The following is a 20,723-nucleotide window of genomic DNA, read 5'->3' as shown; positions in this document are numbered from 1 at the left end:
TCACCCGCCATGGACCTGTCCGAGCAGCTGCACGACGACCGCGCCTTCTCCGGCCCGTCGCCCGCCACCGCCCTTGACCGACTGCTCTACGAGCAGACCCCTTTCGCTTTGCTGCGCCGCCGCGCGCCGGGCCGCGACCACGACACCGTGGAACTCCTGATCGGCCCCGTGAGCACGTACGAACGGCTCGCCGACATCCCGGAGGGCCTCGCCCTCGTGCCGTTCCGGCAGATCAGGGAGCGCGGCTTCGACGTCCGCGACGACGGCACCCCGCTCGCGGTGCTCACCCCCGAGGAGACCTACGAGCTGCCGCTGGCCGAGGTACTGGCGCAGCTTCCGGCCCATGACGTCCGCGTGTCGGACGGCGGCTTCGACGTGGACGACGCCGCGTACGCGGACATCGTGGAGCGGGTCCTGCGCGAGGAGATCGGGCAGGGCGAGGGCGCCAACTTCGTGATCCGGCGGACGTACGAAGGTGAGATCCGGGGGTTCGGGCGGGCGGACGCGCTCGCGCTGTTCCGGCGGCTGCTCGCCGGGGAGCGGGGCGCGTACTGGACGTTCGTCGTGCACACAGGCGAGAGGACCTTGGTCGGGGCGAGCCCCGAGGTGCATGTGCGGATGAGCGGCGGCACGGTCGTGATGAACCCGATCAGTGGGACCTATCGCTACCCGGCCGAGGGCCCGACGCCCGAGCACCTGCTGGAGTTCCTCGCCGACGGCAAGGAGATCGAGGAGCTGTCGATGGTGGTCGACGAGGAGCTCAAGATGATGTGCACCGTCGGCGACATGGGCGGGGTGGTGATCGGCCCGCGCCTGAAGGAGATGGCCCATCTCGCGCACACGGAGTACGAGTTGAGGGGCCGGTCCTCGCTCGACGTGCGCGACGTGCTGAAGGAGACGATGTTCGCGGCGACCGTCACGGGGTCGCCGGTGCAGAACGCGTGCCGGGTCATCGAGCGGTACGAGCCCCTCGGGCGGGACGGTGTCGGGCGCGGCTACTACGCGGGGGCGCTCGCGCTGGTCGGGCGGGACGCGGGCGGGGCGCAGACCCTGGACTCGCCGATCCTGATCCGTACCGCCGACATCGACGCGGGCGGGAGGCTGCGGGTGCCGGTCGGGGCGACGCTGGTGCGCGGCTCGGACCCGGCGAGCGAGGTCCAGGAGACGCACGCGAAGGCGGCCGGGGTGCTTGCCGCGCTGGGGGTGCGGCCCGGACGGCCGCGCGGCGAGGTCGTGCGGCCCGCGCTGGCCGACGATCCGCGGGTGCAGGCGGCGCTCGACGGGCGACGGGCGGCGCTGGCGCCGTTCTGGCTGCGGATGCAGGAGCCGGCGGCGGCCCTGGAGGGGCACGCGCTCGTGGTGGACGCGGAGGACACGTTCACGGCGATGCTGGCGCATCTGCTGCGGTCGTCGGGGCTGACCGTGTCCGTGCGGCGCCATGACGAGCCGGGGCTGCGGGAGGCCGTGCTCGCCCATGAGGGGCCCGTCGTCCTGGGCCCCGGACCGGGCAACCCCTGTGACGAGGCGGATCCGAAGATGCGTTTCCTGCGCGCGCTGACCGCCGAGGTGCTGCGTGATCACCGGCACGGCGTGCTCGGCGTGTGCCTCGGCCATGAGCTGATCGCGGCCGAGATGGGCCTGGACATCGTCCGCAAGGAGGTGCCGTACCAGGGCGCGCAGACGGAGATCGACCTGTTCGGGCGGGCCGAGACCGTCGGCTTCTACAACAGCTTCGTGGCGCGCTGCGACGACGACGCGGCGGCGGAGCTGGCCGCGCACGGCTTCGACGTGAGCCGGGACGCGGCGAGCGGCGAGGTGCACGCGCTGCGCGGGCCGCGCCGTGCCGCGGGCGAGCTGGGATGCGCTGTCGCCGGGGTGCAGTTCCACCCGGAGTCGGTGCTGTCGCTGCGCGGGGCCGACATCGTGCGGGAGCTGCTTGCTCAGCTCCTGGGCGCGGAGGGCACGAGGACGTTCTCGGAGCGCCGGCCCGCCTGATGGTCCAGGATGTTGGCCACCGTGGTCTCGATGATCTGGCTCACCGCGTCCACGGTGTAGTACGCCTGATGGGACGTGACCAGGACGTTCGGGAAGGTGACGAGGCGGGCCAGGGTGTCGTCCTCGACGACGTCGAGCGACTTGTCGAGGAAGAAGAGCCCGGCCTCGGCCTCGTACACGTCGAGGCCGATGCCTGTGAAGCGGCCCTCGCGCAGTTCGGAGACGAGCGCCTTGGTGTCGATGAGGCCGCCGCGGCTGGAGTTCACCAGGATCGCGTCGTCCTTCATGGTGCGCAGGGCGGCGCTGTCGACGAGGTGCTCGGTGGCGGGCAGCAGGGGTAGGTGCAGGCTGATCAGGTCGGCCTCGGCGAAGAGGCTCTCCTTGTCGGCGTACTTCATGCCGAGTTCGACACAGGCCGGGTTCTCGGCGATGTCCCAGCCGAGGAGCTTCATGCCGAAGCCGTGGGCGATCCGGGTGAACGCCTCGCCGATCTTGCCGGTGCCGAGGACGCCGACGGTACGGCCGTGCAGGTCGCGGCCCATCAGGCCGTCGAGCCTGAAGTCGAAGTCGCGGGTGCGGTTGGAGGCGCGGACGATGCGGCGGTTGACGGCCATCGCGAGGGTCCAGGCGAACTCGGCGACGGAGTACGGCGAGTAGTACGAGACACGGGCGACGGTCAGGCCGAGGCGCTCGGCGACCTCGAGGTCGATGTTGTTGAAGCCGGTGGAACGCTGGGCGATCATCTGCGTGCCGCCGGCCGCGAGGGTCTGCAGGACGCGGTTGTTCAGGGTGGCGTTGACGCTGGTGGAGATGATCTCGTAGCCGGCCGCGATGGGGGCCGTGTCCTCGTTGAGGAAGACGTCCAGGCAGCGGACCTCGTGATGGCCCGCGAACGCCTTCTCCAAGAGGGGCTTCTCGTCGGACTGCACGCCGAATGCGAGGATCTCCATGGCTGGAGTTTAAGTACGGCCTGATGGCACGGCACCCCGAAACCCGCCCCTCCCCGGTGTCTGAGGAGCAGGGCCCAGGGCGCCGCGGCCCGTGTCCTCAGCCGAAGAAGACGCCGACCTCCTCGTACAGCGCCGGATCGACCGTCTTCAGGCGTGCGGTCGCCTCGGCGATCGGCACCCGCACGATGTCCGTGCCGCGCAGCGCGACCATCTTCCCGAAGTCGCGGTCACGCACGGCCTCGATGGCGTGCAGCCCGAAGCGGGTGGCGAGCCAGCGGTCGAAGGCGCTGGGGGTGCCGCCGCGCTGGATGTGGCCGAGGACCGTGGTCCTCGCCTCCTTGCCGGTCCGCTGCTCGACCTCCTTGGCCAGCCATTCGCCGACGCCGGAGAGGCGGACGTGCCCGAAGGAGTCCTGCGAGCTGTCCTTGAGGACCATCTGCCCGTCCTTGGGCATGGCGCCCTCGGCGATGACGACGATCGGGGCGTACGAGGCCTTGAAGCGGGAGGTCACCCAGGCGCAGACCTGATCGACGTCGAAGCGCTGCTCGGGGATGAGGATGACGTTGGCCCCGCCGGCGAGGCCCGAGTGCAGCGCGATCCAGCCCGCGTGGCGGCCCATGACCTCGCAGACCAGGACCCGCATGTGGGACTCGGCGGTGGTGTGCAGCCGGTCGATGGCCTCGGTGGCGATGCCGACGGCGGTGTCGAAGCCGAAGGTGTAGTCGGTGGCGGACAGGTCGTTGTCGATGGTCTTCGGTACGCCGACGACGGGCACGCCGTACTCGTCGGTGAGGCGGGCGGCGACGCCGAGGGTGTCCTCGCCGCCGATCGCGATCAGCGCCTCGACCTCCTCCTTGGCGAGGGTCTCCTTGATACGGCGGATGCCGTTCTCGACCTTGAGGGGGTTGGTGCGCGAGGAGCCGAGGATGGTCCCGCCGCGGGGCAGGATGCCCCGGACGGCCGGGATGTCGAGCTGTACGGTGTCGCCTTCGAGCGGCCCGCGCCAGCCGTCCCGGAAACCGACGAAGTCATAGCCGTACTCCTGCACGCCCTTGCGGACGATGCCCCGGATGACGGCGTTGAGTCCGGGGCAGTCGCCGCCTCCGGTCAGTACTCCGACCCGCATGGAAATGTCCCTTCGCCACAGCACTGTGAGCTGACCTGGTCACGCTAATGGTGATCCACGTCACTTCGGCAGCACGTGAAGGGTGATTTCCGTTGAAGAGTGCGGGAGTTGACCTTTGTGTGGTGATCCTCAAAGGGGCCCGGGCAAAGGGATCGGGCTAGGCGCCCGGTGGCTACGCGTCGTCGAGGCCGCGCTCTATGGCGTACCGGACCAGCTCCACGCGGTTGTGCAACTGGAGTTTGCCCAGGGTGTTCTGCACGTGGTTCTGCACGGTGCGGTGGGAGATGACGAGCCGTTCGGCGATCTGCTTGTAGCTCAGGCCCTTGGCGACCAGGCGCAGGACCTCCGTCTCGCGCTCGGTGAGCTGCGGGGCCTTGGGCTCGTCGGCGCCGGGAGCGGGCGCCGGTTCGGAGGCCAGACGCCGGTACTCGCCGAGGACGAGACCCGCGAGCCCCGGGGTGAAGACGGGGTCACCGGCCGCCGTGCGGCGCACCGCGTCGGTCAGCTCCTCGGTGGACGCCGACTTCAGCAGATAACCGGTGGCGCCGGACTTCACCGCCTCCAGCACGTCGGCGTGTTCCCCGCTCGCCGACAGGACGAGGACGCGCAGGGCGGGGTCGGCGCCGACGAGTTCCTTGCAGACCTGGACGCCGGGCTTCTTCGGCAGGTTCAGGTCGAGTACGAGGACGTCGGGCGCGGCGGCGCCGGCGCGGCGCACCGCCTGCTCGCCGTCGCCCGCGGTGGCCACCACGTCGAAACCCGCCTCGGCGAGGTCCCGCGCGACGGCGTCGCGCCACATCGGATGGTCGTCGACCACCATGACCCTGATCGCGCCTGCGGCGGCGCCTTCCCGCTGCTGCTCGGTCATCTTCCCGATCCCGCCTTCCCCCGTGAAACCTTCGGAACTGTCAGTTCGACCTCGGTGCCCTGTCCCGGCACCGAGATCAGCTCGGCCGTGCCGCCGATGTCCCGCAGCCGGCCGCGGATGGACTGGGCGACGCCGAGCCGCCCCTCCCCCTCGGCCTGCGCGAGACGCCCTTCCGGGATGCCGGGACCGTCGTCGCGGACCGTCACGATCACCGCGTCGGGCTCGTCCTCGACGAGGATCCAGGCCCGGGCGTCCGTCCCGGCGTGCCTGCGCACATTGTCCAGGGCGGCGCTGACGGCGGCCGCGAGTTCCTTCGCCGCGACCGGCGCCAGGAACACCGGGGCGCCCGGCTCGGCGAAGCTCACCCGCGACCCCGCGTGCGGCGCGAGCAGCGGCCTCAGATCCCGCGGCGAGGTGTCGGCCGGCTCGTCCGGCTCCTCCACGGCCCGCACGAGCGCGCCCTGCGAGGCGTCCTCGGACGCCCGCGAGGCGGGCACGAGACCTCCGGCGACCAGGGTCCGCAGGGCGACCTCCTGCTCGCCGGCCATCCTGCCGAGCTCGGCGGCCTCGCCGCCCAGCGCGGTGCCGCGGCGCTGCACCATGGCGAGGACCTGGAGCACGCCGTCGTGGATGTCGCGGGCGAGCCGCTCCCGCTCGCGGGTGGCCGCCTCGATCTCCAGAGCCCGGGCGAGGGTGCGCTCGGAGGCGCGGGCCACCTCGACGACGTAGCCGATGGCGATCGAGGCGATGCAGACGAGCAGGACGTTGTGGAGGGTGTCGCGGCTGAAGGCGCCGCGCTGCGCCACGTTCGCGACGCCGACGAGCAGCGAGGCGAACGCCGCCCACCGCCAGCCGCCCTTGACCGCGTACGCGAGAACCGCGCCGGCCGTCCAGATCGACGGCAGGGTCGGGCCGCCGGACACGATCCGGCTGTGCTCGACGGCGACCGGCGTGAGCAGGATGCCGGTGAGCGCGACGATCAGGTCGGCGGTGAGGAAGCGCTTGGTACAGCTCGCGGCGTTCGCGACGCGCGGCAGGGTGGCCAGGGTCCACACGACCAGGACCGCGAAGTAGCCGATCGCCACCCAGGGCCGCACGAACCGGTCCTGTGCGGTGACGAAGAGGCCGATCGCGTACAGCATCGTCAGGAGCCGGTACGCCGTCAGCGCGCGCCACAGCGGCTGCTCGACGGACATCCTCATCACGCGTTCGCGCCTGGCCACGCACCCACCCCCCGAACCACAGCTCCCGCAACGACCGTCCTCGGAACGACGGCTCTCAGAACGACGACGCCGCTAGGAGGCCGGCCGTTCCGTGCCGCCCTTGTTCTCCACGGCTTCCCTCTCGGCTCTGGCTTCCTTCTCCGCCTTGGCCTCGGCCTTCGCCGCGTCCGCGATCTGCCGCTTGGCGGCGGTCGCGTACATGTCGACGTACTCCTGGCCGGAGAGCTTCATGATTTCGTACATGACCTCGTCGGTCAGGGCCCGCAGCACGAACCGGTCGTGCTCCATGCCCTGGTAGCGGCCGAAGTCGAGGGGCTTGCCGATGCGGATGCCGGGGCGCATCAGCTTGGGCAGGACCTTGCCGGGGGGCTGGATCTTCTCGGTGTCGATCATCGCGACCGGGAGGACGGGCGCGCCGCTGGCGAGCGCCACGCGCGCGAGGCCGCCGGGCTTGCCCCGGTACAGGCGGCCGTCGGGCGAGCGGGTGCCCTCGGGGTAGATACCGAAGAGCTCGCCCCGCTCCAGGACCTCGATGCCGCTCTTGATGGCGGCCTCGCCCGCGCCGCGCGAACCGGAGCGGTCCACGGGGAGCTGGCCGACGCCCTTGAAGAACGCGGCCGTGAGCTTGCCCTTCACACCGGGCGTCGTGAAGTACTCCGCCTTCGCGATGAAGGTGACCTTGCGGTCGAGCACCGCAGGCAGGAAGAAGGAGTCCGAGAAGGACAGGTGGTTGCTGGCCAGGATGGCGGGACCCTCGGCGGGAATGTTCTCGAGGCCCTCCACCCAGGGCCTGAAGCCGAGCTTCAGCGGCCCTCCGATGGCCACCTTCATTGCGCCGTAGATCAACCCACTGCCTTCCTGTGTCTGTGGATCAGACCTTAACCCGCGCCGCAGCTCGGGGGCCCGACGGCCCTGGTCGGTGTCAGCCCGGTCGCGTACGGTGAAGTACGCCCGCGGTCCTGGGCGATACCCCTCTCATGAACAGGAGACCGAAGGTGCCGGTCATTCCTGGAGCCGAGCCGTACCGCCACGAGGGCGGAGAGGTCGGCGTCCTCCTCTGTCACGGTTTCACCGGTTCCCCGCAGTCGCTGCGCCCCTGGGCGGAGTACCTCGCCGAGCGCGGCCTCACCGTCTCGCTCCCCCTGCTGCCCGGTCACGGCACGCGCTGGGAGGACATGCAGGTCACCGGCTGGCAGGACTGGTACGCGGAGGTGGACCGCGCCCTGCGCGAGCTGCGGGACCGGTGCTCCCAGGTCTTCGTCTTCGGTCTGTCGATGGGCGCCGCCCTCGCGCTGCGGCTCGCGGCGAAGCACGGGGACGAGGTGGCGGGCCTGGTCCTGGTGAACCCTGGGAACAAGGTGCACGGCCTCGCCGCGCACGCCCTCCCGGTGGCCCGGCATCTCGTGCGCACGACGAAGGGGATCGCCAGCGACATCGCGAAGGAGGGCTCGTCGGAGATCGGGTACGACCGGGTGCCGCTGCACGCCGCGCACTCCCTGCGGAACTTCTTCCGGATCGTCGACCGTGAACTGCCGCAGGTGACACAGCCGTTGGTGGTCCTGCACAGCACACAGGACCATGTGGTGCCGCCCGTCGACTCGGCCCGCGTCCTCAGCCGGATCTCCTCCACGGACGTCAAGGAAGTCCTGCTGGAACAGAGCTACCACGTCGCGACGTTGGACCATGACGCGGACCGGATCTTCGACGAGAGCTATGCGTTCATCGGCCGGTTCGCCCCCAGTGTCGGTAAGGAAGGGACGGCCACCGGTGGCTGAGCAGGACCGACGTGAACCCGCCGGCGACGAGAGCCGCGAGCCGGAGGACGCGTCCGCCGAGACGGCGGCGTCGGGCACGGCGCCGCCCGGTCCGGCGCAGCTCGGCAAGGAGCAGCTCGGCAAGGAGCAGCAGCCGTCCGCGGATGCGGCCGCAGCGGCAGCCGCGGCTGCCGGGGGCGCCGGCGAGCCCGTGGACGAGGACGCAGTCTGGGCCGCCATCGTCGCCGGGTACGGCGAGGAGCCGCCGGACCCGCCGGGGGCCAAGCCGTTCAAGTCGATCGAGGACCTGGCCCTGCCCGACCCGGAGACGAACGGCTCGGAGCCGGGCGACCCGGAGTCGAAGGGTGCGCAGCCGGACGCCGGAAAGGCCGGCAAGCCGGTGACGCCCCTGGGCTCCTCGGTCTCCTTCGCACCCGGCGTCGGCGGCGGCCCACGCGATCACACGCCGGCCGAGCCGTCCGACGGCGACGAGGACGACGAGGGCCACTTCGTGCCTCCGGAGCCCCCGCCGCTGCCCGAGGCCGACGTCACCGCCAAGTTCGCGTGGCTCGCCGTGATCGGCGGCCCGGTCCTGATGCTGCTTGCCGTGCTCCTCGGCTGGCAGATGACCTGGTGGCTGACGACGGTCTGCATCGGTGGCTTCCTCGGCGGCTTCGGCACGCTCGTGATGCGTATGCAGGGCGACGATGACGACGACGATCCGGGGCGCGGCGCGGTCGTCTGACCCGCGTCAGTCCCGGGCGGCGGGAACCCTGAGGGCGGCCAGGACCGGCAGATGGTCCGTGGCCGCCCTCAGGTCGTCCTCGCTCACCCCCGGCATCCCCACCGGGACCCCGCAGCCGAGGACCTCGACGCCCGGTGTCGCGAAGATCGCGTCGATGCGCTGATGCGGGTCGGATGGCGTCGAGGTGTACTCGCCGAGCCACGGCTTCGTCGCCCAGGCATCCTGGAGAGCTTCCGCGAGGCGTCGGAAGGTGCGGCCACCAGGGCGTTCGTTGAGGTCACCGCCCGCGACGGCGTGCTCGACGCCCAGCCCGGCGAGCCGGTCGAGGAGGATCCCGCCCTGCGCGTACCGCTCGTCCTTCTGCAGGCTCAGATGGCAGCTCAGTACGCCGATCCTGGAGCCGCCGAAGCGGACGACGGCGGTCGCGAAGCCACGCCGGTGCAGTCCGGGGGTGAGCGGGAGCAGGACGTCCTCGGTGCGTTCGACGGTGGCGCGCAGGGAGCAGAGCAGCGCCGGTCCCGCCGCGCTCGCGCCGCCCGAGAGGATCACCAGGTCGGAGGCGGCCGCGAGCCGGGCGAGCTTCTTGCGCCAGCGGAAGAATCGGGGCGCTTCCTGGATCAGGACCAGGTCCGGGGCGCAGGCCACGATGACGCGGGCGAGTGCGGCGGTGTCGTCGCGCATCGAGCGGATGTTGTAGCTGAGCACCCGGACGACGGCCGAACCGTCGGGCTCGGTGCGGGAGTTGGGGAGTGATCCGGTGACCATGACGATCAAGATACGACGAACGCCCGCCGTTTCTCCGGGGAAACGGCGGGCGTCCGGTGACTGAGGCAGCCGGTGTCACATGATGGGGTCCGGCTCCCGTGCCAGGTCCGCCGCTCCGACCATGCCCGCCTTGTTGCCGAGCTGGGCCGCGATGACGTCCGCCACGGGGCGCCAGTTGCCGCCGACGAGCCAGCGCTTGTAGGACTTGCGGATCGGGTCGAGGACGAGCTCGCCCTCGTCCGAGAGTCCGCCGCCGACGATGAACGCGGACGGGTCGAACAGCGAGGCCAGGTCGGCGAGGCCCGCGCCGGCCCAGCGGGCCAGCTCGCGGTACGAGTCCACCGCCACCGGGTCGCCCTGGCGCGCGGCGACCGAGATGTGTTTGCCCTCGATGCCGTCGGGGGTGCCGTCGCCCAGCGCGAGCAGGATCTCGGCGTTCTCCGGGGTCGCGTTGGCGCGCTGCTTGGCGTAACGGACGAGCGCGCGGCCGGAGGCGTACTGCTCCCAGCAGCCCTGGCTGCCGCAGCCGCACAGCAGGCCGTCCGGGACCATCCGGATGTGGCCGAACTCGGCGGCCACACCGAAGTGGCCGCGGCGCAGCTTGTTGCCGATGATGATGCCGCCGCCGAGGCCGGTGCCGAGCGTGATGCAGATGACGTTCCGGTGGCCCTTGCCCGCGCCGAACTTGTATTCGCCCCAGGCGGCGGCGTTGGCGTCGTTCTCGACGACGACCGGCAGGCCGACCCGCTTCTCGACCTCTTCCTTCAGCGGTTCCTGGCGCCAGTCGATGTTGGGCGCGAAGTAGACCGTGGAGCGCTGGCGGTTGACGTATCCGGCGGCGCCGATGCCCACGCCGACGATCTCGTGTCCTGCCCGTGCGCCCTCGACGGCCGAGGCGATCGCGTCAACGATGGCCTCGGACGTGCTGGGAGTCGGCACCTTGAAGGTCGAGAGGATGTTGCCTTCCTCGTCGACCACGCCGGCCGCGATCTTTGTGCCGCCGATGTCGACGCCGATGGTGAGTCCCATGAATCCCTCAGTTCGGTCGAGCCCCGCTACGGCCCACCGTACCCGAGCGGTTCTCAGTCGAGGTCGATGTGTTCGCCGGGCGGCGGGGCCTCGGGGCCCTCGTCACGGGGGTCCGTGCCGTCCCCGGCGGCCCGTCCGGGCTGGGCACCGGACGAGCGCTGGGTCCAGCGCTGCTCCTGGCGCTCGACGGCGGAGCGGTAGGCGGCGAGCAGTTCACTGCCCGCGGCCGCGAGGTGGTCGAAGACCTCGGGGTTGCGCTCGACGACGGGCTCGACGGCGGCCTTCGCCTGCTTGACGACCTGGCTGACGACCTGCTGCGCGGTGCCCTGGGCGACGGCGCCGAGAAGAGGGCTCTGGAGCCCCGAAAGCTTCTCGGCGACGGCGTCGACGAGCTTGCGCAGCTCCTCGGCGGCCGAGCCGGGCGGGGGCCCGTGCTGGGCACGGCGGCGGGCCTTCTCCTCCGCGAGGTCCTCGGCGCATGCCTTCTCCCACGCGTCGGCGTCGGCCTCGGGGGTTGGCTGCTCGGTGGCGTCGCTCATGGCGGCTGACTCCTGCGAGAACGTATGGGTGGGTGCATACCAGGTGGGTGCGTACCTTCGACGTTACCCGAACGGCGGTGGTCCGTTCATCGTCGTTGCGGCCACAGGCCGGGGTCGGGGGTGAACCTTATGCGCAGGACGCCGTCGCGCAGGCCGGCGCCGGCGACGGTGCAGCGGCGCAGCGCCGACGGCAGGGCGACGATGCGGCGGAGCGGTCCGGCGGTGACGACGAGTTCGTCGCCGCGCCGCACCAGACCGAGGTCCTCGCGGACGGTGCCGGGCAGCGGCAGGTGCCACACGAGGACGCCGTCGTCGGCGATGCGGTCCTCCACGGGCCAGGCGGTGGCCGGCGGAGCGGGCGCGACCGGCGGTGCGCCGAGGGCGGCCAGGTCGTCGGCGCCGCGCGGGTCACGGCCCAGATGGGGCAGCTCATGCACGTCGTACGTGCCCTGCCAGGCGGCGACGACCTTGCGCTGGCGTGCGGCGGCGTCGGTGAGCCACGGGTCGGTGGAGCCGTCGGGGAGCAGGCGGGAGGCGAGCAGCGCGTCGGTGCGCAGGCCGTGCAGGGCGAGAGCGGTGGTCGTGGTGAGCAGGGCGTCGGCCGCGGCGGGCGTGGGCTCTGCGACGAGGCGCACGGTCGTGCGCGGGTCCTCGATCACGGCCTGGACGGCGGCGAGTTCGGTGTCCCAGCGGTCCGCTGTCTCGTACAGCCACTCCGCGGGCATGGGGACGCCGGCGAGGCGGCCGAGGAGGGGGCGCAGGGCGCGGGCCGCCTGCCGTTCCGGGGGGAGCAGGCGGCGCAGGTAGCGGCGCAGCTGTTCCGGCAGGGCGAGCAGGGCGAGGGCCTGCGGCGCCGCTGGGAGGTCGACGACGACCAGGTCGTAGGGGCCGTGGGAACTGTCGCGCAGTGCGCGGAGCAGGGCGAGTTCGTGGCTGCCGGGCAGCGGGGTGAGCTCCTCGGCGTCGAGGCGGGTGGCGCCCAGGAGGTCGAGGGCGGACGCGGCCTTTTCCTGAAAGCCGGCGAGGTCCTCGCGGAAGCGGTCCGCCGGAGCGAGACGTATCGCGGTGAGACCGGGTTCGACGGACGTCGGCGCCGCGCTCGTGGGGGTGGCGAGGGCGGCGCCGAGGGTGTCCGTGGGGTCCGCCGAGAGCACGAGGGTGCGGGCTCCGCGGCGCGCGGCGGTGAGAGCCGTGGCCGCGGCGGCGGTGGTCCGGCCGGAGCCGCCGGGGCCGGTTACCAGAACGGTGCGCATGAGGTGTGAGGCTACCTGGGGCGAAGGTCGCCCCACGCGGCCCGCCGGAGTGGAACTACTTCGTCTCCACGCGCTTCTTCAGGCCGGCGAGGGCGCGGTCGATGATGACCTTCTCGGCCTTGCGCTTGATCATGCCGAGCATGGGGATCTTGACGTCGACCGTCAGGCGGTAGGTGACCTCGGTGCCCGTGCCGGCCGGCTTGAGGAGGTACGTGCCGTCGAGGGAGCGCAGCATCTGGGACTTGACCAGGGTCCAGGAGACCTCGTTGTCCCCGGTCCAGGTGTAGGCCAGGGTCTGGTCGTCCTTGATCGCTCCGGCGTCCATGACGAGGCGCACCTGCTCGGCGCGGCCCGCGCCGTCCGTGGCGAGGACCTCGGCCTCCTTCACCTCTCCCGTCCAGTCGGGGTAGCGGGCGAAGTCGGCGATCACCCCCATGACATCGGCCGGTGCCGCCTCGATCGTGATGCTCGAGCTGGTGTGTTCCGCCATCGCGGTGGCTCCTCCAGATGCGGTCCGCTGAGGGGTGGTGTGTATCGCGTGAAGGCTACCGCGCACCGGAGGCGGCCCTGTCACCACTCCAGGGCCCAGGGCCTGCCCGAACCCGCGAAGTGGCCGACGTTGACGCACTCGGTCGCCCCGATCCGCATGCGGCGGGCGAGTGGCTGGTGGACGTGGCCGAACAGGGAGTAGCGGGGACGGGTGCGCCGGATCGCCTCCAGGAGGGCGCGGCTGCCGCGCTCGAAGCGGCGCGCGACGGTGTCATAGACGAGTTCGGGAACGTCCGGCGGGATGTGGGTGCACAGCACGTCGACCTCCCCGACGGCCTCGATCTTGGCGGCGTACTCCTCGTCGCTGATCTCGTACGGCGTGCGCATGGCGCTGCGCAGCCCGCCGCCTACGAAGCCGAAGACGAGGCCGCCGATCTCGGCGCGTTCGCCGTCGAGGACGGTGGTTCCGGGGCCCGCGTACTCGGACCACAGGTGCGGGATGTCCACGTTGCCGTAGGTGGCGTACGTCGGTGTGGGGAACGCCGCGAAGAGCTCGGCGTACTGCTTGCGCACCGCCGTCTCGATGGCGGTCCCCCGATCGATCCCGGCCCAGAGCCCGGCACCGAACACGCGTGCCTCCTCGAAGCGGCGTGCGGTGCGCAGTTCGACGATGCGGTGCGCGTTCTCCACTCCGAAGAGATCGGGGAAGATGCCGCGCGAGTGATCTGCGTAGTCGAGGAAGAGCACCAGGTCACCGAGGCAGACGAGAGCGTCCGCCCCGTCTCCCGCCCGGGCGAGGTCTGTGGAGTTTCCGTGCACATCGCTGACCACATGTACGCGCATGCGATCACCCTAGAACTGTGTGGGAATCGTGGGTAGAGGGGGCTGGACCTGCGGTTACTTCCTATTCGCCGATCCGGTGGACTAGGGTCGGCGGAGCAATTGCACGGCGTGTGACGCAGCGAACATCTCGCCTGGACCCCCTACCGGAACAGCAGTACCGATGGGTAACGTCCGGGCAGTCCAGTAGTGCTCAGCGTTTCAACCACTGAACTACCACTGCTTCAGCAGCTGAGCACCTGCCCGATCTTGGACCGCATCGTCGACTCACACAATGCCGTGGCGCCGGTGCCCTATGAGGAGCAGCAGTCTTGCGCGAGTTCAGCCTTCCGGCCCTGTACGAGGTCCCTGCGGACGGCAATCTGACCGACATCGTCCGCAGAAACGCCGCGCAGCACCCTGACGTCGCCGTCATCGCCCGCAAGGTGAACGGCACCTGGCAGGACGTCACTGCCACCACCTTCCTCGCGGAGGTGCGGTCCGCCGCCAAGGGCCTGATCGCCTCCGGCGTGCAGCCGGGCGACCGGGTCGGCCTGATGTCCCGTACCCGTTACGAGTGGACGCTCCTCGACTTCGCGATCTGGAGCGCCGGCGCGATCACCGTCCCCGTGTACGAGACCAGCTCCGCCGAGCAGATCCAGTGGATACTCGGCGACTCCGGCGCCGTGGCCTGCGTGGTGGAGAGCGCCGCGCACGAGGCCACCGTCGAGTCCGTGCGCGACGGCCTTCCCGGTCTCGCCCACGTCTGGCAGATCGACGCCGGCGGTGTCCAGGAGCTGGACCGCGCGGGCGCCGGCGTCCCCGACGTGACCGTCGACGAGCGCAGCGCCGTGGCGAAGGCCGACGACCCGGCGACGATCGTCTACACCTCGGGCACCACGGGCCGCCCCAAGGGCTGTGTCCTCACGCACCGCAGCTTCTTCGCCGAGTGCGGGAACGTCGTCGAGCGCCTCAAGCCCCTGTTCCGTACCGGCGAGTGCTCGGTGCTCCTCTTCCTGCCCGTCGCGCACGTCTTCGGCCGCCTGGTCGAGGTCGCCTCGCTGATGGCCCCGATCAAGCTGGGCCACGCCCCCGACATCAAGCACCTCACCGATGAACTGGCCGCGTTCCGGCCGACGTTGATCCTGGGTGTGCCGCGCGTCTTCGAGAAGGTCTACAACTCGGCGCGCGCCAAGGCGCAGGCCGACGGCAAGGGCAAGATCTTCGACAAGGCTGCCGACACGGCCATCGAGTACAGCCGTGCCCTGGACACCCCCAAGGGCCCGTCCATCGGTCTGAAGCTGAAGTACAAGACGTTCGACAAGCTCGTCTACTCCAAGCTGCGCGCCGTCCTCGGCGGCCGCGGCGAGTACGCGATCTCCGGTGGCGCCCCGCTCGGCGAGCGCCTCGGCCACTTCTTCCGCGGCATCGGCTTCACGGTCCTGGAGGGCTACGGCCTGACCGAGTCCTGCGCCGCCACCGCGTTCAACCCGTGGGACCGGCAGAAGATCGGCACGGTCGGCCAGCCGCTGCCCGGCTCGGTCGTCCGCATCGCCGACGACGGCGAGGTCCTGCTGCACGGCGAGCACCTGTTCACCGGGTACTGGAACAACGAGGCCGCGACGGCCGAAGCCCTGGCCGACGGCTGGTTCCACACGGGCGACATCGGCACGCTCGACGAGGACGGCTACCTCCGGATCACCGGCCGCAAGAAGGAGATCATCGTGACGGCGGGCGGCAAGAACGTCGCCCCGGCCGTCATCGAGGACCGCATCCGTGCGCACGCCCTGGTCGCCGAGTGCATGGTCGTCGGCGACGGGCGCCCCTTCGTCGGCGCGCTCGTCACGGTCGACGACGAGTTCCTGGGGCGCTGGGCCACCGACCACGGCAAGCCGGCCGACTCGACGGCGGTGTCGCTGCGGGACGACGCGGATCTCCTCGCGGCGATCCAGGCGGCCGTGGACGACGGCAACGCGGCGGTCTCCAAGGCGGAGTCGGTCCGCAAGTTCCGTATTCTGCCGACCCAGTTCACGGAGGAGTCGGGCCACCTGACGCCGTCCCTGAAGCTGAAGCGGAACGTGGTGGCGAAGGACTACGCCGACGAGATCGAGGCGCTCTACCGGGGCTGAGCTGTGCGGGGGCTCCGCCCCCGCGTCCCTTGTCCTCGAACGCCGGACGGGCTGGATGACTCCAGCCCGTCCGGCGTTCTTCGAACCCTTACAACAGCCCGCGCAACCGCTCAGCCAACAAGTCCCACCGCCACTTCTCCTCGACCCACTCGCGCCCCCGCTCCCCCATGCGCCGCCGCAACTCCGGGTCGCCGAGGAGCGTGATGATCCGGTCCGCGGAGTCCTCCGCGTCGCCGCCCTTCACGACCCAGCCCGTCTCCCCGTCGAGCACCGCGTCCGGCGCGCCGCCGGAGTCGCCCGCCACGACCGGCAGGCCGGTCGCCGACGCCTCCAGGTAGACGATGCCGAGGCCCTCGACGTCGAGGCCGCCCCGCCGGGTCCGGCACGGCATGGCGAACACGTCGCCCGCCCCGTAGTGCGCGGGCAGCTCCGACCACGGCACCGCCCCGGTGAAGCGCACCGAGTCGGTGACGCCCGTCTCCACGGCGAGCCTGCGCAGCTCCTTCTCGTACGGGCCACCGCCCACCACGAGCAGCACCGCGTCCGGGACGGCTGCCAGGATCCGCGGCATCGCGAGGATCAGCGTGTCCTGCCCCTTGCGCGGCACGAGCCGCGAGACGCACACGACGACGGGCCGGTCGGTCAGTCCGAGGCGCGCGCGCACCAGGGCGCCGCCGGAGCCGGGGTGGAACGTCTTCTCGTCCACGCCCGGCGGCAGCTGCACCATCCGCCCCGCCGCGGCGGGCGTCAGCGCGGCGGCGATCCGCGACCGCGTGTACTCGCCGAGATACGTGATCGTGTCCGTCGACTCACCGATGCGGCGCAGGAGCCCGCGGGACGCGGGCAGTTGCGCCCAGCCGGCCTCGTGCCCGTGCGTGGTGGCCACCAGGCGCTGCGCGCCGGCCTTGCGCAGCGCGGGAGCCATCAGGCCGAGCGGGGCCGCGGCCCCGAACCACACCGACGTACAGCCGTGCTCCCGGAGCAGGCCCACCGCGCGCCGGGTGACGCGGGGCGTCGGCAGCAGCATCGTCGTACGGTCGCGCACGACGGTGAAGGGCTGCTCGGCGTCGAAGGCCGCGGTCGCCTCGACGCCCTCGCGGGTGCGCTTCCAGGTGGAGGCGTAGACGACGAGCTGTTCGGGGTCCAGACGGAGCGCCATGTTGTGCAGGAACGCCTGGATGCCACCGGGCCGGGGCGGGAAGTCGTTGGTCACGATCAGGGTCTTGTGCATCGCCGCCGACAGTACCTAACGCGCCGGTGGGCCGTGCTTCATGGCCCCTGCACAGTTCTTCCGGGCATCATGGCCCGAATGATGCCGAGAATCCCGGTCCGCGCGGTGCTGGTGTGGGCCGCGACCAGGGCGCTGCTCCTCCTGTGCGTCCTGAAGGTGATCACGGTCCCGGGTCCCGACGTGACGACCGACGTCTCCGTCATCTACCGCAACTGGTACGGGGTCCTGCGCACGGGCACCTTCCCGCTGGACGACGTCACCTGGCAGTACCCGCCCGCCGCCGCGGGCGCGATCCTCTCCCCCGCCCTCCTGCCCTTCCTGTCCTACGCCACCGCGTTCTACGTGCTCGCCCTCCTCGCGGACGCGGTCACCTTCGGGCTCCTGGTGTCCGCGGGCGGGCGGCCGGGCAGGTCGTGGCGCGGGGCGTGGGTGTGGGTGGCGGGCGTGCCGTTGCTGGGTCCGACCGCGTACGCCCGCTACGACGTCATGGTCACCGCGGTCGCGGTCGCCGCGCTGCTGGCCGGGGCCCGGCATCCGCGCGTCATGGGGGCGCTCACGGGGCTCGGCGCACTGCTCAAGGTGTGGCCCGTGCTCCTGCTGCTCGGGACCCGTCGCGGCCGCGTCACACGGGTCTCCTGGGGCAGCGCGGCCCTCACGGCCGGTGCCCTCGTCCTCGTGTTCGCGGCGGCGATGCCGGGCGCGCTCGACTTCCTCACCTCCCAGCGCGACCGCGGCACGGAGGTCGAGTCCCTCGGCGCGCTGGTGTTCCATGTGGCGCGGCAGTTCGGCTGGCCGGGTTCAGTCGGGCTGCACTACGGGTCGATGGAGTTCCTCGGCCCCTACGTGGACGTCGTGAGCGTGGTCGCGCAGGTGCTGACTCTGGCCGCGTTCGGCTGGCTCCTGATGTGGCGGCTGAGGGCGCGGGCCTGGGCGCCGGGCACGCTCGCGGACGCGGCGTTCGTCGCGGTGCTGCTGTTCACGACGACGAGCTGGGTGATCAGCCCCCAGTACATGCTGTGGCTGACGGGTCTGGCCGCGGTGTCGACGGTGTTCTCCGCGAGCCGGATGACCCCGCCCGCCTGCCTGGTCCTGGCGGCGTCGCTCGTGACGTTCCTGGAGTTCCCGCTGGGCTTCGCACATGTCGTGGGCGGCGACGGCCTCGGCCTCGGCCTGATCCTCGTACGCAACGGCCTGCTGGTCGCCGCCTCACTGACCGCCGCCCGGCGCCTGTGGCGGCAGACGGTCACGGAGCCGCACCGGGGCGAACAGCCGCCGTCGCCACAGCCGACCCGCGACGAGAGTCTGCTGGCGTCGTAGATCCTCTCGTCGGTCAGCCCAGCTGTGCGCTCAGATAGTCCCGCCAGTCCGCCGTGAACTTCTCCTCGGTCGTCCCCAGCAGGCTCTCCATCGCCGCCTCGACCGCCCCGGCCCGCCGCCTGTGCTCCCCGACGGCGCGGTAGAAGGCGTTCAGCTTCGCCTCGCCCCACCGGTCGGCGATCATCCGGCAGGCCAGCCACCCGCCCTCGTACGCCTGCGCCAGCTGCCCCGCGTCGCCGGAGAATCCGAAGTCGGGGTCGGTGGGGAGGGCGCCCGGCAGCCGGCCGAGCCGCACCGCGCGCTCCAGTTCCGGGGCGGCCTGCCCCGCGGAGCGCCCGGTGCCGCGGTAACCGACCCAGTCCGCGTACCCCTCGGACAGCCACAGCGGAGTCGCCGCCGACGTCTCCGCGCGGCTGGCGACATGGGTCGTCTCGTGCGTGAGGACGACCTGCTTGCCGAAGGAGCCGAGCACGTCGTACGCGTCCGGGTTCACGATGATCCGGTCGGCCGGCGTCCGCCCCGGCGCGCCCGCCTCGCCGGTCGTCACGGCGGCGATCCCCCGGTACCCGGCAGCGGGGGCCCCGAGCAGCGCGCCCATGCCGTCCAGGGACTTCGGGACGAGGACCACGACCCGCTGGGCCCAGCCGGTCCCCCAGGCGTCGCTGACGGCGGGCACGGCCTCGTCGGCGAGGTCCGCGTAGTCGCGCAGCGCGCCGTGGGACCTGCCGACGCCGAGGACGAGACTGTGCGCGCCCCGCTCCACGACGACTCTGCCCTGCTCCCAGAGCTGCTCGCCGGTCTTCGGGGCGGGCCGGTCGGACGTGACGTACCAGCGGTCCCCGCGCAGTTCGAGCTTGAGAGCACGCCCGGAGACGATGGGCGCGCTGTCGTAGCCCTTGATCCGGTAGCGCAGTTCCGCGCCGGCCTTGGCGTGGCTGCCCGAGCGGTCCAGGCGGGTGATCCGGTACGTCCAGGAGGTCAGCGGGACGTCGGTGAGGTTCGTCAGGGCGGCGGCGTCCGCGCTGCCGGTGGCCCGGTACGCGGCCGGGTCCCGGGCGAGGACGGCGTCCGCCCGGCGGTCGAGGGTGCGCTGTACCTCGCGCCGCGCCGTGTCCTGCGCCGCGCCCCCTCCGCAGCCGACGAGCCCGGCGAGCAGGGAGGCCACGGACAGCAGGGCGACGCACGCCCCCGCTCCACCCGCACCACGCCTACGACCAGCCATCCTCCCGATCGTACGGCGCCTGTCGCGCCGGGCCTCTCCGGCCGCGACCGCTCAGACCCGCGTCACGGACGAAACCGGCATCATGCCCACCGGGTCGTAGCGCACGGGCGCGCCGGGATAGGGGGCGTGGATGACCTGGCCGTTGCCCACGTACATCCCGATGTGGCTGGCGTCCGAGCGGTAGGCGACCAGATCGCCGGGCCGCGCCTCGGAGAGGGGCACCTGCCGGCCCGCGAACCGCTGGGCCTGTGAGGTGCGCGGCAGGCCCACACCTGCCCGCGCGTACGACCACTGCATGAGGCCCGAACAGTCGAACCCGGAGGGCCCGTTGGCGCCCCAGACGTACGGCTTGCCGACCGCGGACATGGCGGCGGCGACCGCCGCGGCGGCCCGGCCGGACGACGGCACGCCCGCGCCCGACAGATCGGGGATTCCGTCGCGCCCGCCACCGCGCGAGGCGCGCTCGTAGGCCGCACGCTGCGAGGCGGGCAGGGAGTTGAGCAGCCGGCGGGCCTTGGCGAGCTTGTCCTCGACGGTCCGTTTGTGGCGGGCGACGGCCTTGCGGGACCGTTCCAGGTCGACGAGCTTGCGGGTGGCCTCGGCGCGTTCCTGCGACAGGTCGCGCTGTGCCCGCTGCAGTTCGGTGAGTTCGCCGGCCTGGCGGGCGGTGACGCGGTTGAGGACGGACGCCTTGTCGAGATAGCCGTCGGGGTCCGAGGACAGGAGCAGGGCGAGGGCGGGGTCGATGCCGCCCGAGCGGTACTGGGCGCCGGCGAGCGAACCGAGGGCGCCGCGCATGGTGTTGATGCGCTCCTGCCCGCGGGCGACGCTGTCCTGCAGGTCCGCCAGTTCGCCGCGGAGCTTGTCGGCGCGCTCGTCGGCCTTGTTGAACGCCTCGGTGGCCTGCTCGGCCTGCTCGAAGAGGCGGTCGACCTCGGCCCGGGTGCCGGACGGGCGGTCCTGTGGCGCGGCGCCCGCGGGGGCGGCGGTGAGCCCTGTGGCGGCGGTGGCCACGGCTGACAGGGCCGACAGAACGTAGACAGTGGAGCCGCGCGCACTCTGGTCGAGGCCGGACTGTGCGGGACGGCGATGGGACCCCACGAGTAGCCGCTCCCCCTTCCGCTGACGAACGACCCCCGGCCGGAGAGCCCGGTCGGGGGAATGCGGGGCGACATTAGCCGCGAGGGGCGGGCGCGGCCAACGACCGTCGTACGGACGGAAACACGACGCCCCGCCTATGACGCAGGTCATGGGCGGGGCGTGGGGTCA

At 72.0% G+C, this 20,723-nt stretch carries 19 protein-coding genes; 5 read left to right on the top strand and 14 right to left on the bottom strand.

Translation table 11 applies throughout. The features are described 5' to 3' along the window. Positions 1-9: 9 nt before the first annotated feature. The gene (locus ACIPWY_RS09185; RefSeq protein ID WP_401532558.1) at positions 10-1,995 is read left to right on the top strand and encodes an anthranilate synthase family protein; all 1,986 of its coding nucleotides are present in this window, start codon (positions 10-12) and stop codon (positions 1,993-1,995) included. On the opposite strand, the gene ACIPWY_RS09180 is transcribed toward ACIPWY_RS09185, so the two are convergent. From ACIPWY_RS09180 to ACIPWY_RS09160, 5 genes are all read right to left on the bottom strand, one after another. Continuing rightward, entirely contained in the window at positions 1,941-2,945 is a 1,005-nt protein-coding gene (locus ACIPWY_RS09180) for a 2-hydroxyacid dehydrogenase (RefSeq protein ID WP_362900013.1), read from the bottom strand. The two genes, ACIPWY_RS09185 and ACIPWY_RS09180, sit on opposite strands and share 55 nt — an antisense overlap. Positions 2,946-3,042: 97 nt before the next feature. Continuing rightward, entirely contained in the window at positions 3,043-4,071 is a 1,029-nt protein-coding gene (locus tag ACIPWY_RS09175) for a 6-phosphofructokinase (RefSeq protein WP_393698449.1), read from the bottom strand. 172 nt (positions 4,072-4,243) lie between these two features. After that, positions 4,244-4,939, bottom strand: a complete 696-nt coding sequence (locus ACIPWY_RS09170) for a response regulator transcription factor (RefSeq protein WP_362900009.1) — start codon at positions 4,937-4,939, stop codon at positions 4,244-4,246. Next, entirely contained in the window at positions 4,936-6,162 is a 1,227-nt protein-coding gene (macS, locus tag ACIPWY_RS09165) for a MacS family sensor histidine kinase (protein ID WP_362900007.1), read from the bottom strand. Before macS ends, ACIPWY_RS09170 begins: the two co-directional genes overlap by 4 nt. A 72-nt stretch (positions 6,163-6,234) precedes the next feature. After that, positions 6,235-6,993: a lysophospholipid acyltransferase family protein gene (locus ACIPWY_RS09160; protein WP_362900099.1), complete on the bottom strand. Its 759-nt coding sequence runs from the start codon at positions 6,991-6,993 to the stop codon at positions 6,235-6,237. Between the two features lie 164 nt (positions 6,994-7,157). Here ACIPWY_RS09160 and ACIPWY_RS09155 point away from each other — a divergent pair, with 164 nt between their 5' ends. Together ACIPWY_RS09155 and ACIPWY_RS09150 are read left to right on the top strand one after the other, a co-directional pair. Beyond that, the gene (locus ACIPWY_RS09155) at positions 7,158-7,937 is read left to right on the top strand and encodes an alpha/beta fold hydrolase (RefSeq protein ID WP_362900097.1); all 780 of its coding nucleotides are present in this window, start codon (positions 7,158-7,160) and stop codon (positions 7,935-7,937) included. After that, entirely contained in the window at positions 7,930-8,661 is a 732-nt protein-coding gene (locus ACIPWY_RS09150) for a hypothetical protein (protein WP_393698446.1), read from the top strand. The genes ACIPWY_RS09155 and ACIPWY_RS09150 overlap by 8 nt, the downstream gene beginning before the upstream one ends. 6 nt (positions 8,662-8,667) lie before the next feature. On the opposite strand, the gene ACIPWY_RS09145 is transcribed toward ACIPWY_RS09150, so the two are convergent. The 6 genes from ACIPWY_RS09145 to ACIPWY_RS09120 all read right to left on the bottom strand — a co-directional run bounded on the left by ACIPWY_RS09145 (position 8,668) and on the right by ACIPWY_RS09120 (position 13,579). After that, entirely contained in the window at positions 8,668-9,426 is a 759-nt protein-coding gene (locus tag ACIPWY_RS09145) for an endonuclease/exonuclease/phosphatase family protein (RefSeq protein ID WP_362900005.1), read from the bottom strand. A gap of 75 nt (positions 9,427-9,501) precedes the next feature. Further along, the gene (locus ACIPWY_RS09140) at positions 9,502-10,455 is read right to left on the bottom strand and encodes an ROK family glucokinase (protein ID WP_362900003.1); all 954 of its coding nucleotides are present in this window, start codon (positions 10,453-10,455) and stop codon (positions 9,502-9,504) included. Between the two features lie 53 nt (positions 10,456-10,508). Continuing rightward, positions 10,509-10,994 carry a DUF5304 domain-containing protein gene (locus ACIPWY_RS09135; RefSeq protein WP_362900001.1) on the bottom strand — a complete coding sequence of 162 codons (486 nt, stop codon included), beginning with the start codon at positions 10,992-10,994 and terminating at the stop codon, positions 10,509-10,511. An 86-nt stretch (positions 10,995-11,080) separates the two neighbouring features. Continuing rightward, a complete protein-coding gene (locus tag ACIPWY_RS09130) occupies positions 11,081-12,247 on the bottom strand; it encodes an ArsA-related P-loop ATPase (protein ID WP_362899999.1) in 1,167 nt (388 codons plus the stop codon). Between the two features lie 55 nt (positions 12,248-12,302). Next, the gene (locus ACIPWY_RS09125) at positions 12,303-12,737 is read right to left on the bottom strand and encodes an SRPBCC family protein (RefSeq protein ID WP_362899997.1); all 435 of its coding nucleotides are present in this window, start codon (positions 12,735-12,737) and stop codon (positions 12,303-12,305) included. A gap of 80 nt (positions 12,738-12,817) precedes the next feature. Further along, positions 12,818-13,579 carry a metallophosphoesterase gene (locus ACIPWY_RS09120; protein WP_362899995.1) on the bottom strand — a complete coding sequence of 254 codons (762 nt, stop codon included), beginning with the start codon at positions 13,577-13,579 and terminating at the stop codon, positions 12,818-12,820. 308 nt (positions 13,580-13,887) lie between these two features. Between ACIPWY_RS09120 and ACIPWY_RS09115 the strand changes: the two genes are divergently transcribed. Next, a complete protein-coding gene (locus ACIPWY_RS09115; protein ID WP_393698442.1) occupies positions 13,888-15,684 on the top strand; it encodes an AMP-dependent synthetase/ligase in 1,797 nt (598 codons plus the stop codon). 88 nt (positions 15,685-15,772) lie between these two features. Here the strand turns inward: ACIPWY_RS09115 and ACIPWY_RS09110 are convergent, their stop codons facing one another. Next, positions 15,773-16,915, bottom strand: a complete 1,143-nt coding sequence (locus ACIPWY_RS09110) for a glycosyltransferase family 4 protein (RefSeq protein WP_362899991.1) — start codon at positions 16,913-16,915, stop codon at positions 15,773-15,775. A gap of 78 nt (positions 16,916-16,993) precedes the next feature. Between ACIPWY_RS09110 and ACIPWY_RS09105 the strand changes: the two genes are divergently transcribed. Next, positions 16,994-18,232, top strand: a complete 1,239-nt coding sequence (locus ACIPWY_RS09105; RefSeq protein WP_401532552.1) for a glycosyltransferase 87 family protein — start codon at positions 16,994-16,996, stop codon at positions 18,230-18,232. Between the two features lie 13 nt (positions 18,233-18,245). Here the strand turns inward: ACIPWY_RS09105 and ACIPWY_RS09100 are convergent, their stop codons facing one another. Next, entirely contained in the window at positions 18,246-19,454 is a 1,209-nt protein-coding gene (locus tag ACIPWY_RS09100; protein ID WP_393698438.1) for a hypothetical protein, read from the bottom strand. A 51-nt stretch (positions 19,455-19,505) separates the two neighbouring features. After that, positions 19,506-20,555: an NlpC/P60 family protein gene (locus tag ACIPWY_RS09095; RefSeq protein ID WP_401532550.1), complete on the bottom strand. Its 1,050-nt coding sequence runs from the start codon at positions 20,553-20,555 to the stop codon at positions 19,506-19,508. Between the last annotated feature and the right edge of the window lie 168 nt (positions 20,556-20,723).

This window comes from Streptomyces sp. NPDC090032 (genome assembly GCF_044748025.1).
In the GTDB taxonomy this organism is placed as follows: Bacteria; Actinomycetota; Actinomycetes; order Streptomycetales; family Streptomycetaceae; genus Streptomyces.
The sequence above is the reverse complement of the archived record's forward strand: the minus strand, read 5'-3'. Positions and strand labels throughout refer to the sequence as shown.

Excerpts from the sequence above, each read along its gene's own strand:
- ACIPWY_RS09130 (WP_362899999.1), bottom strand. The coding sequence starts at position 12,247 with ATGCGCACCGTTCTGGTAACCGGCCCCGGCGGCTCCGGCCGGACCACC.
- ACIPWY_RS09120 (WP_362899995.1), bottom strand. The coding sequence starts at position 13,579 with ATGCGCGTACATGTGGTCAGCGATGTGCACGGAAACTCCACAGACCTC.
- ACIPWY_RS09135 (WP_362900001.1), bottom strand. The coding sequence starts at position 10,994 with ATGAGCGACGCCACCGAGCAGCCAACCCCCGAGGCCGACGCCGACGCG.
- ACIPWY_RS09170 (WP_362900009.1), bottom strand. The coding sequence starts at position 4,939 with ATGACCGAGCAGCAGCGGGAAGGCGCCGCCGCAGGCGCGATCAGGGTC.
- ACIPWY_RS09110 (WP_362899991.1), bottom strand. The coding sequence starts at position 16,915 with ATGCACAAGACCCTGATCGTGACCAACGACTTCCCGCCCCGGCCCGGT.
- ACIPWY_RS09160 (WP_362900099.1), bottom strand. The coding sequence starts at position 6,993 with ATGAAGGTGGCCATCGGAGGGCCGCTGAAGCTCGGCTTCAGGCCCTGG.
- ACIPWY_RS09180 (WP_362900013.1), bottom strand. The coding sequence starts at position 2,945 with ATGGAGATCCTCGCATTCGGCGTGCAGTCCGACGAGAAGCCCCTCTTG.
- ACIPWY_RS09140 (WP_362900003.1), bottom strand. The coding sequence starts at position 10,455 with ATGGGACTCACCATCGGCGTCGACATCGGCGGCACAAAGATCGCGGCC.
- ACIPWY_RS09145 (WP_362900005.1), bottom strand. The coding sequence starts at position 9,426 with ATGGTCACCGGATCACTCCCCAACTCCCGCACCGAGCCCGACGGTTCG.
- ACIPWY_RS09175 (WP_393698449.1), bottom strand. The coding sequence starts at position 4,071 with ATGCGGGTCGGAGTACTGACCGGAGGCGGCGACTGCCCCGGACTCAAC.
- ACIPWY_RS09185 (WP_401532558.1), top strand. The coding sequence starts at position 10 with ATGGACCTGTCCGAGCAGCTGCACGACGACCGCGCCTTCTCCGGCCCG.
- ACIPWY_RS09100 (WP_393698438.1), bottom strand. The coding sequence starts at position 19,454 with ATGGCTGGTCGTAGGCGTGGTGCGGGTGGAGCGGGGGCGTGCGTCGCC.
- ACIPWY_RS09105 (WP_401532552.1), top strand. The coding sequence starts at position 16,994 with ATGATGCCGAGAATCCCGGTCCGCGCGGTGCTGGTGTGGGCCGCGACC.
- ACIPWY_RS09125 (WP_362899997.1), bottom strand. The coding sequence starts at position 12,737 with ATGGCGGAACACACCAGCTCGAGCATCACGATCGAGGCGGCACCGGCC.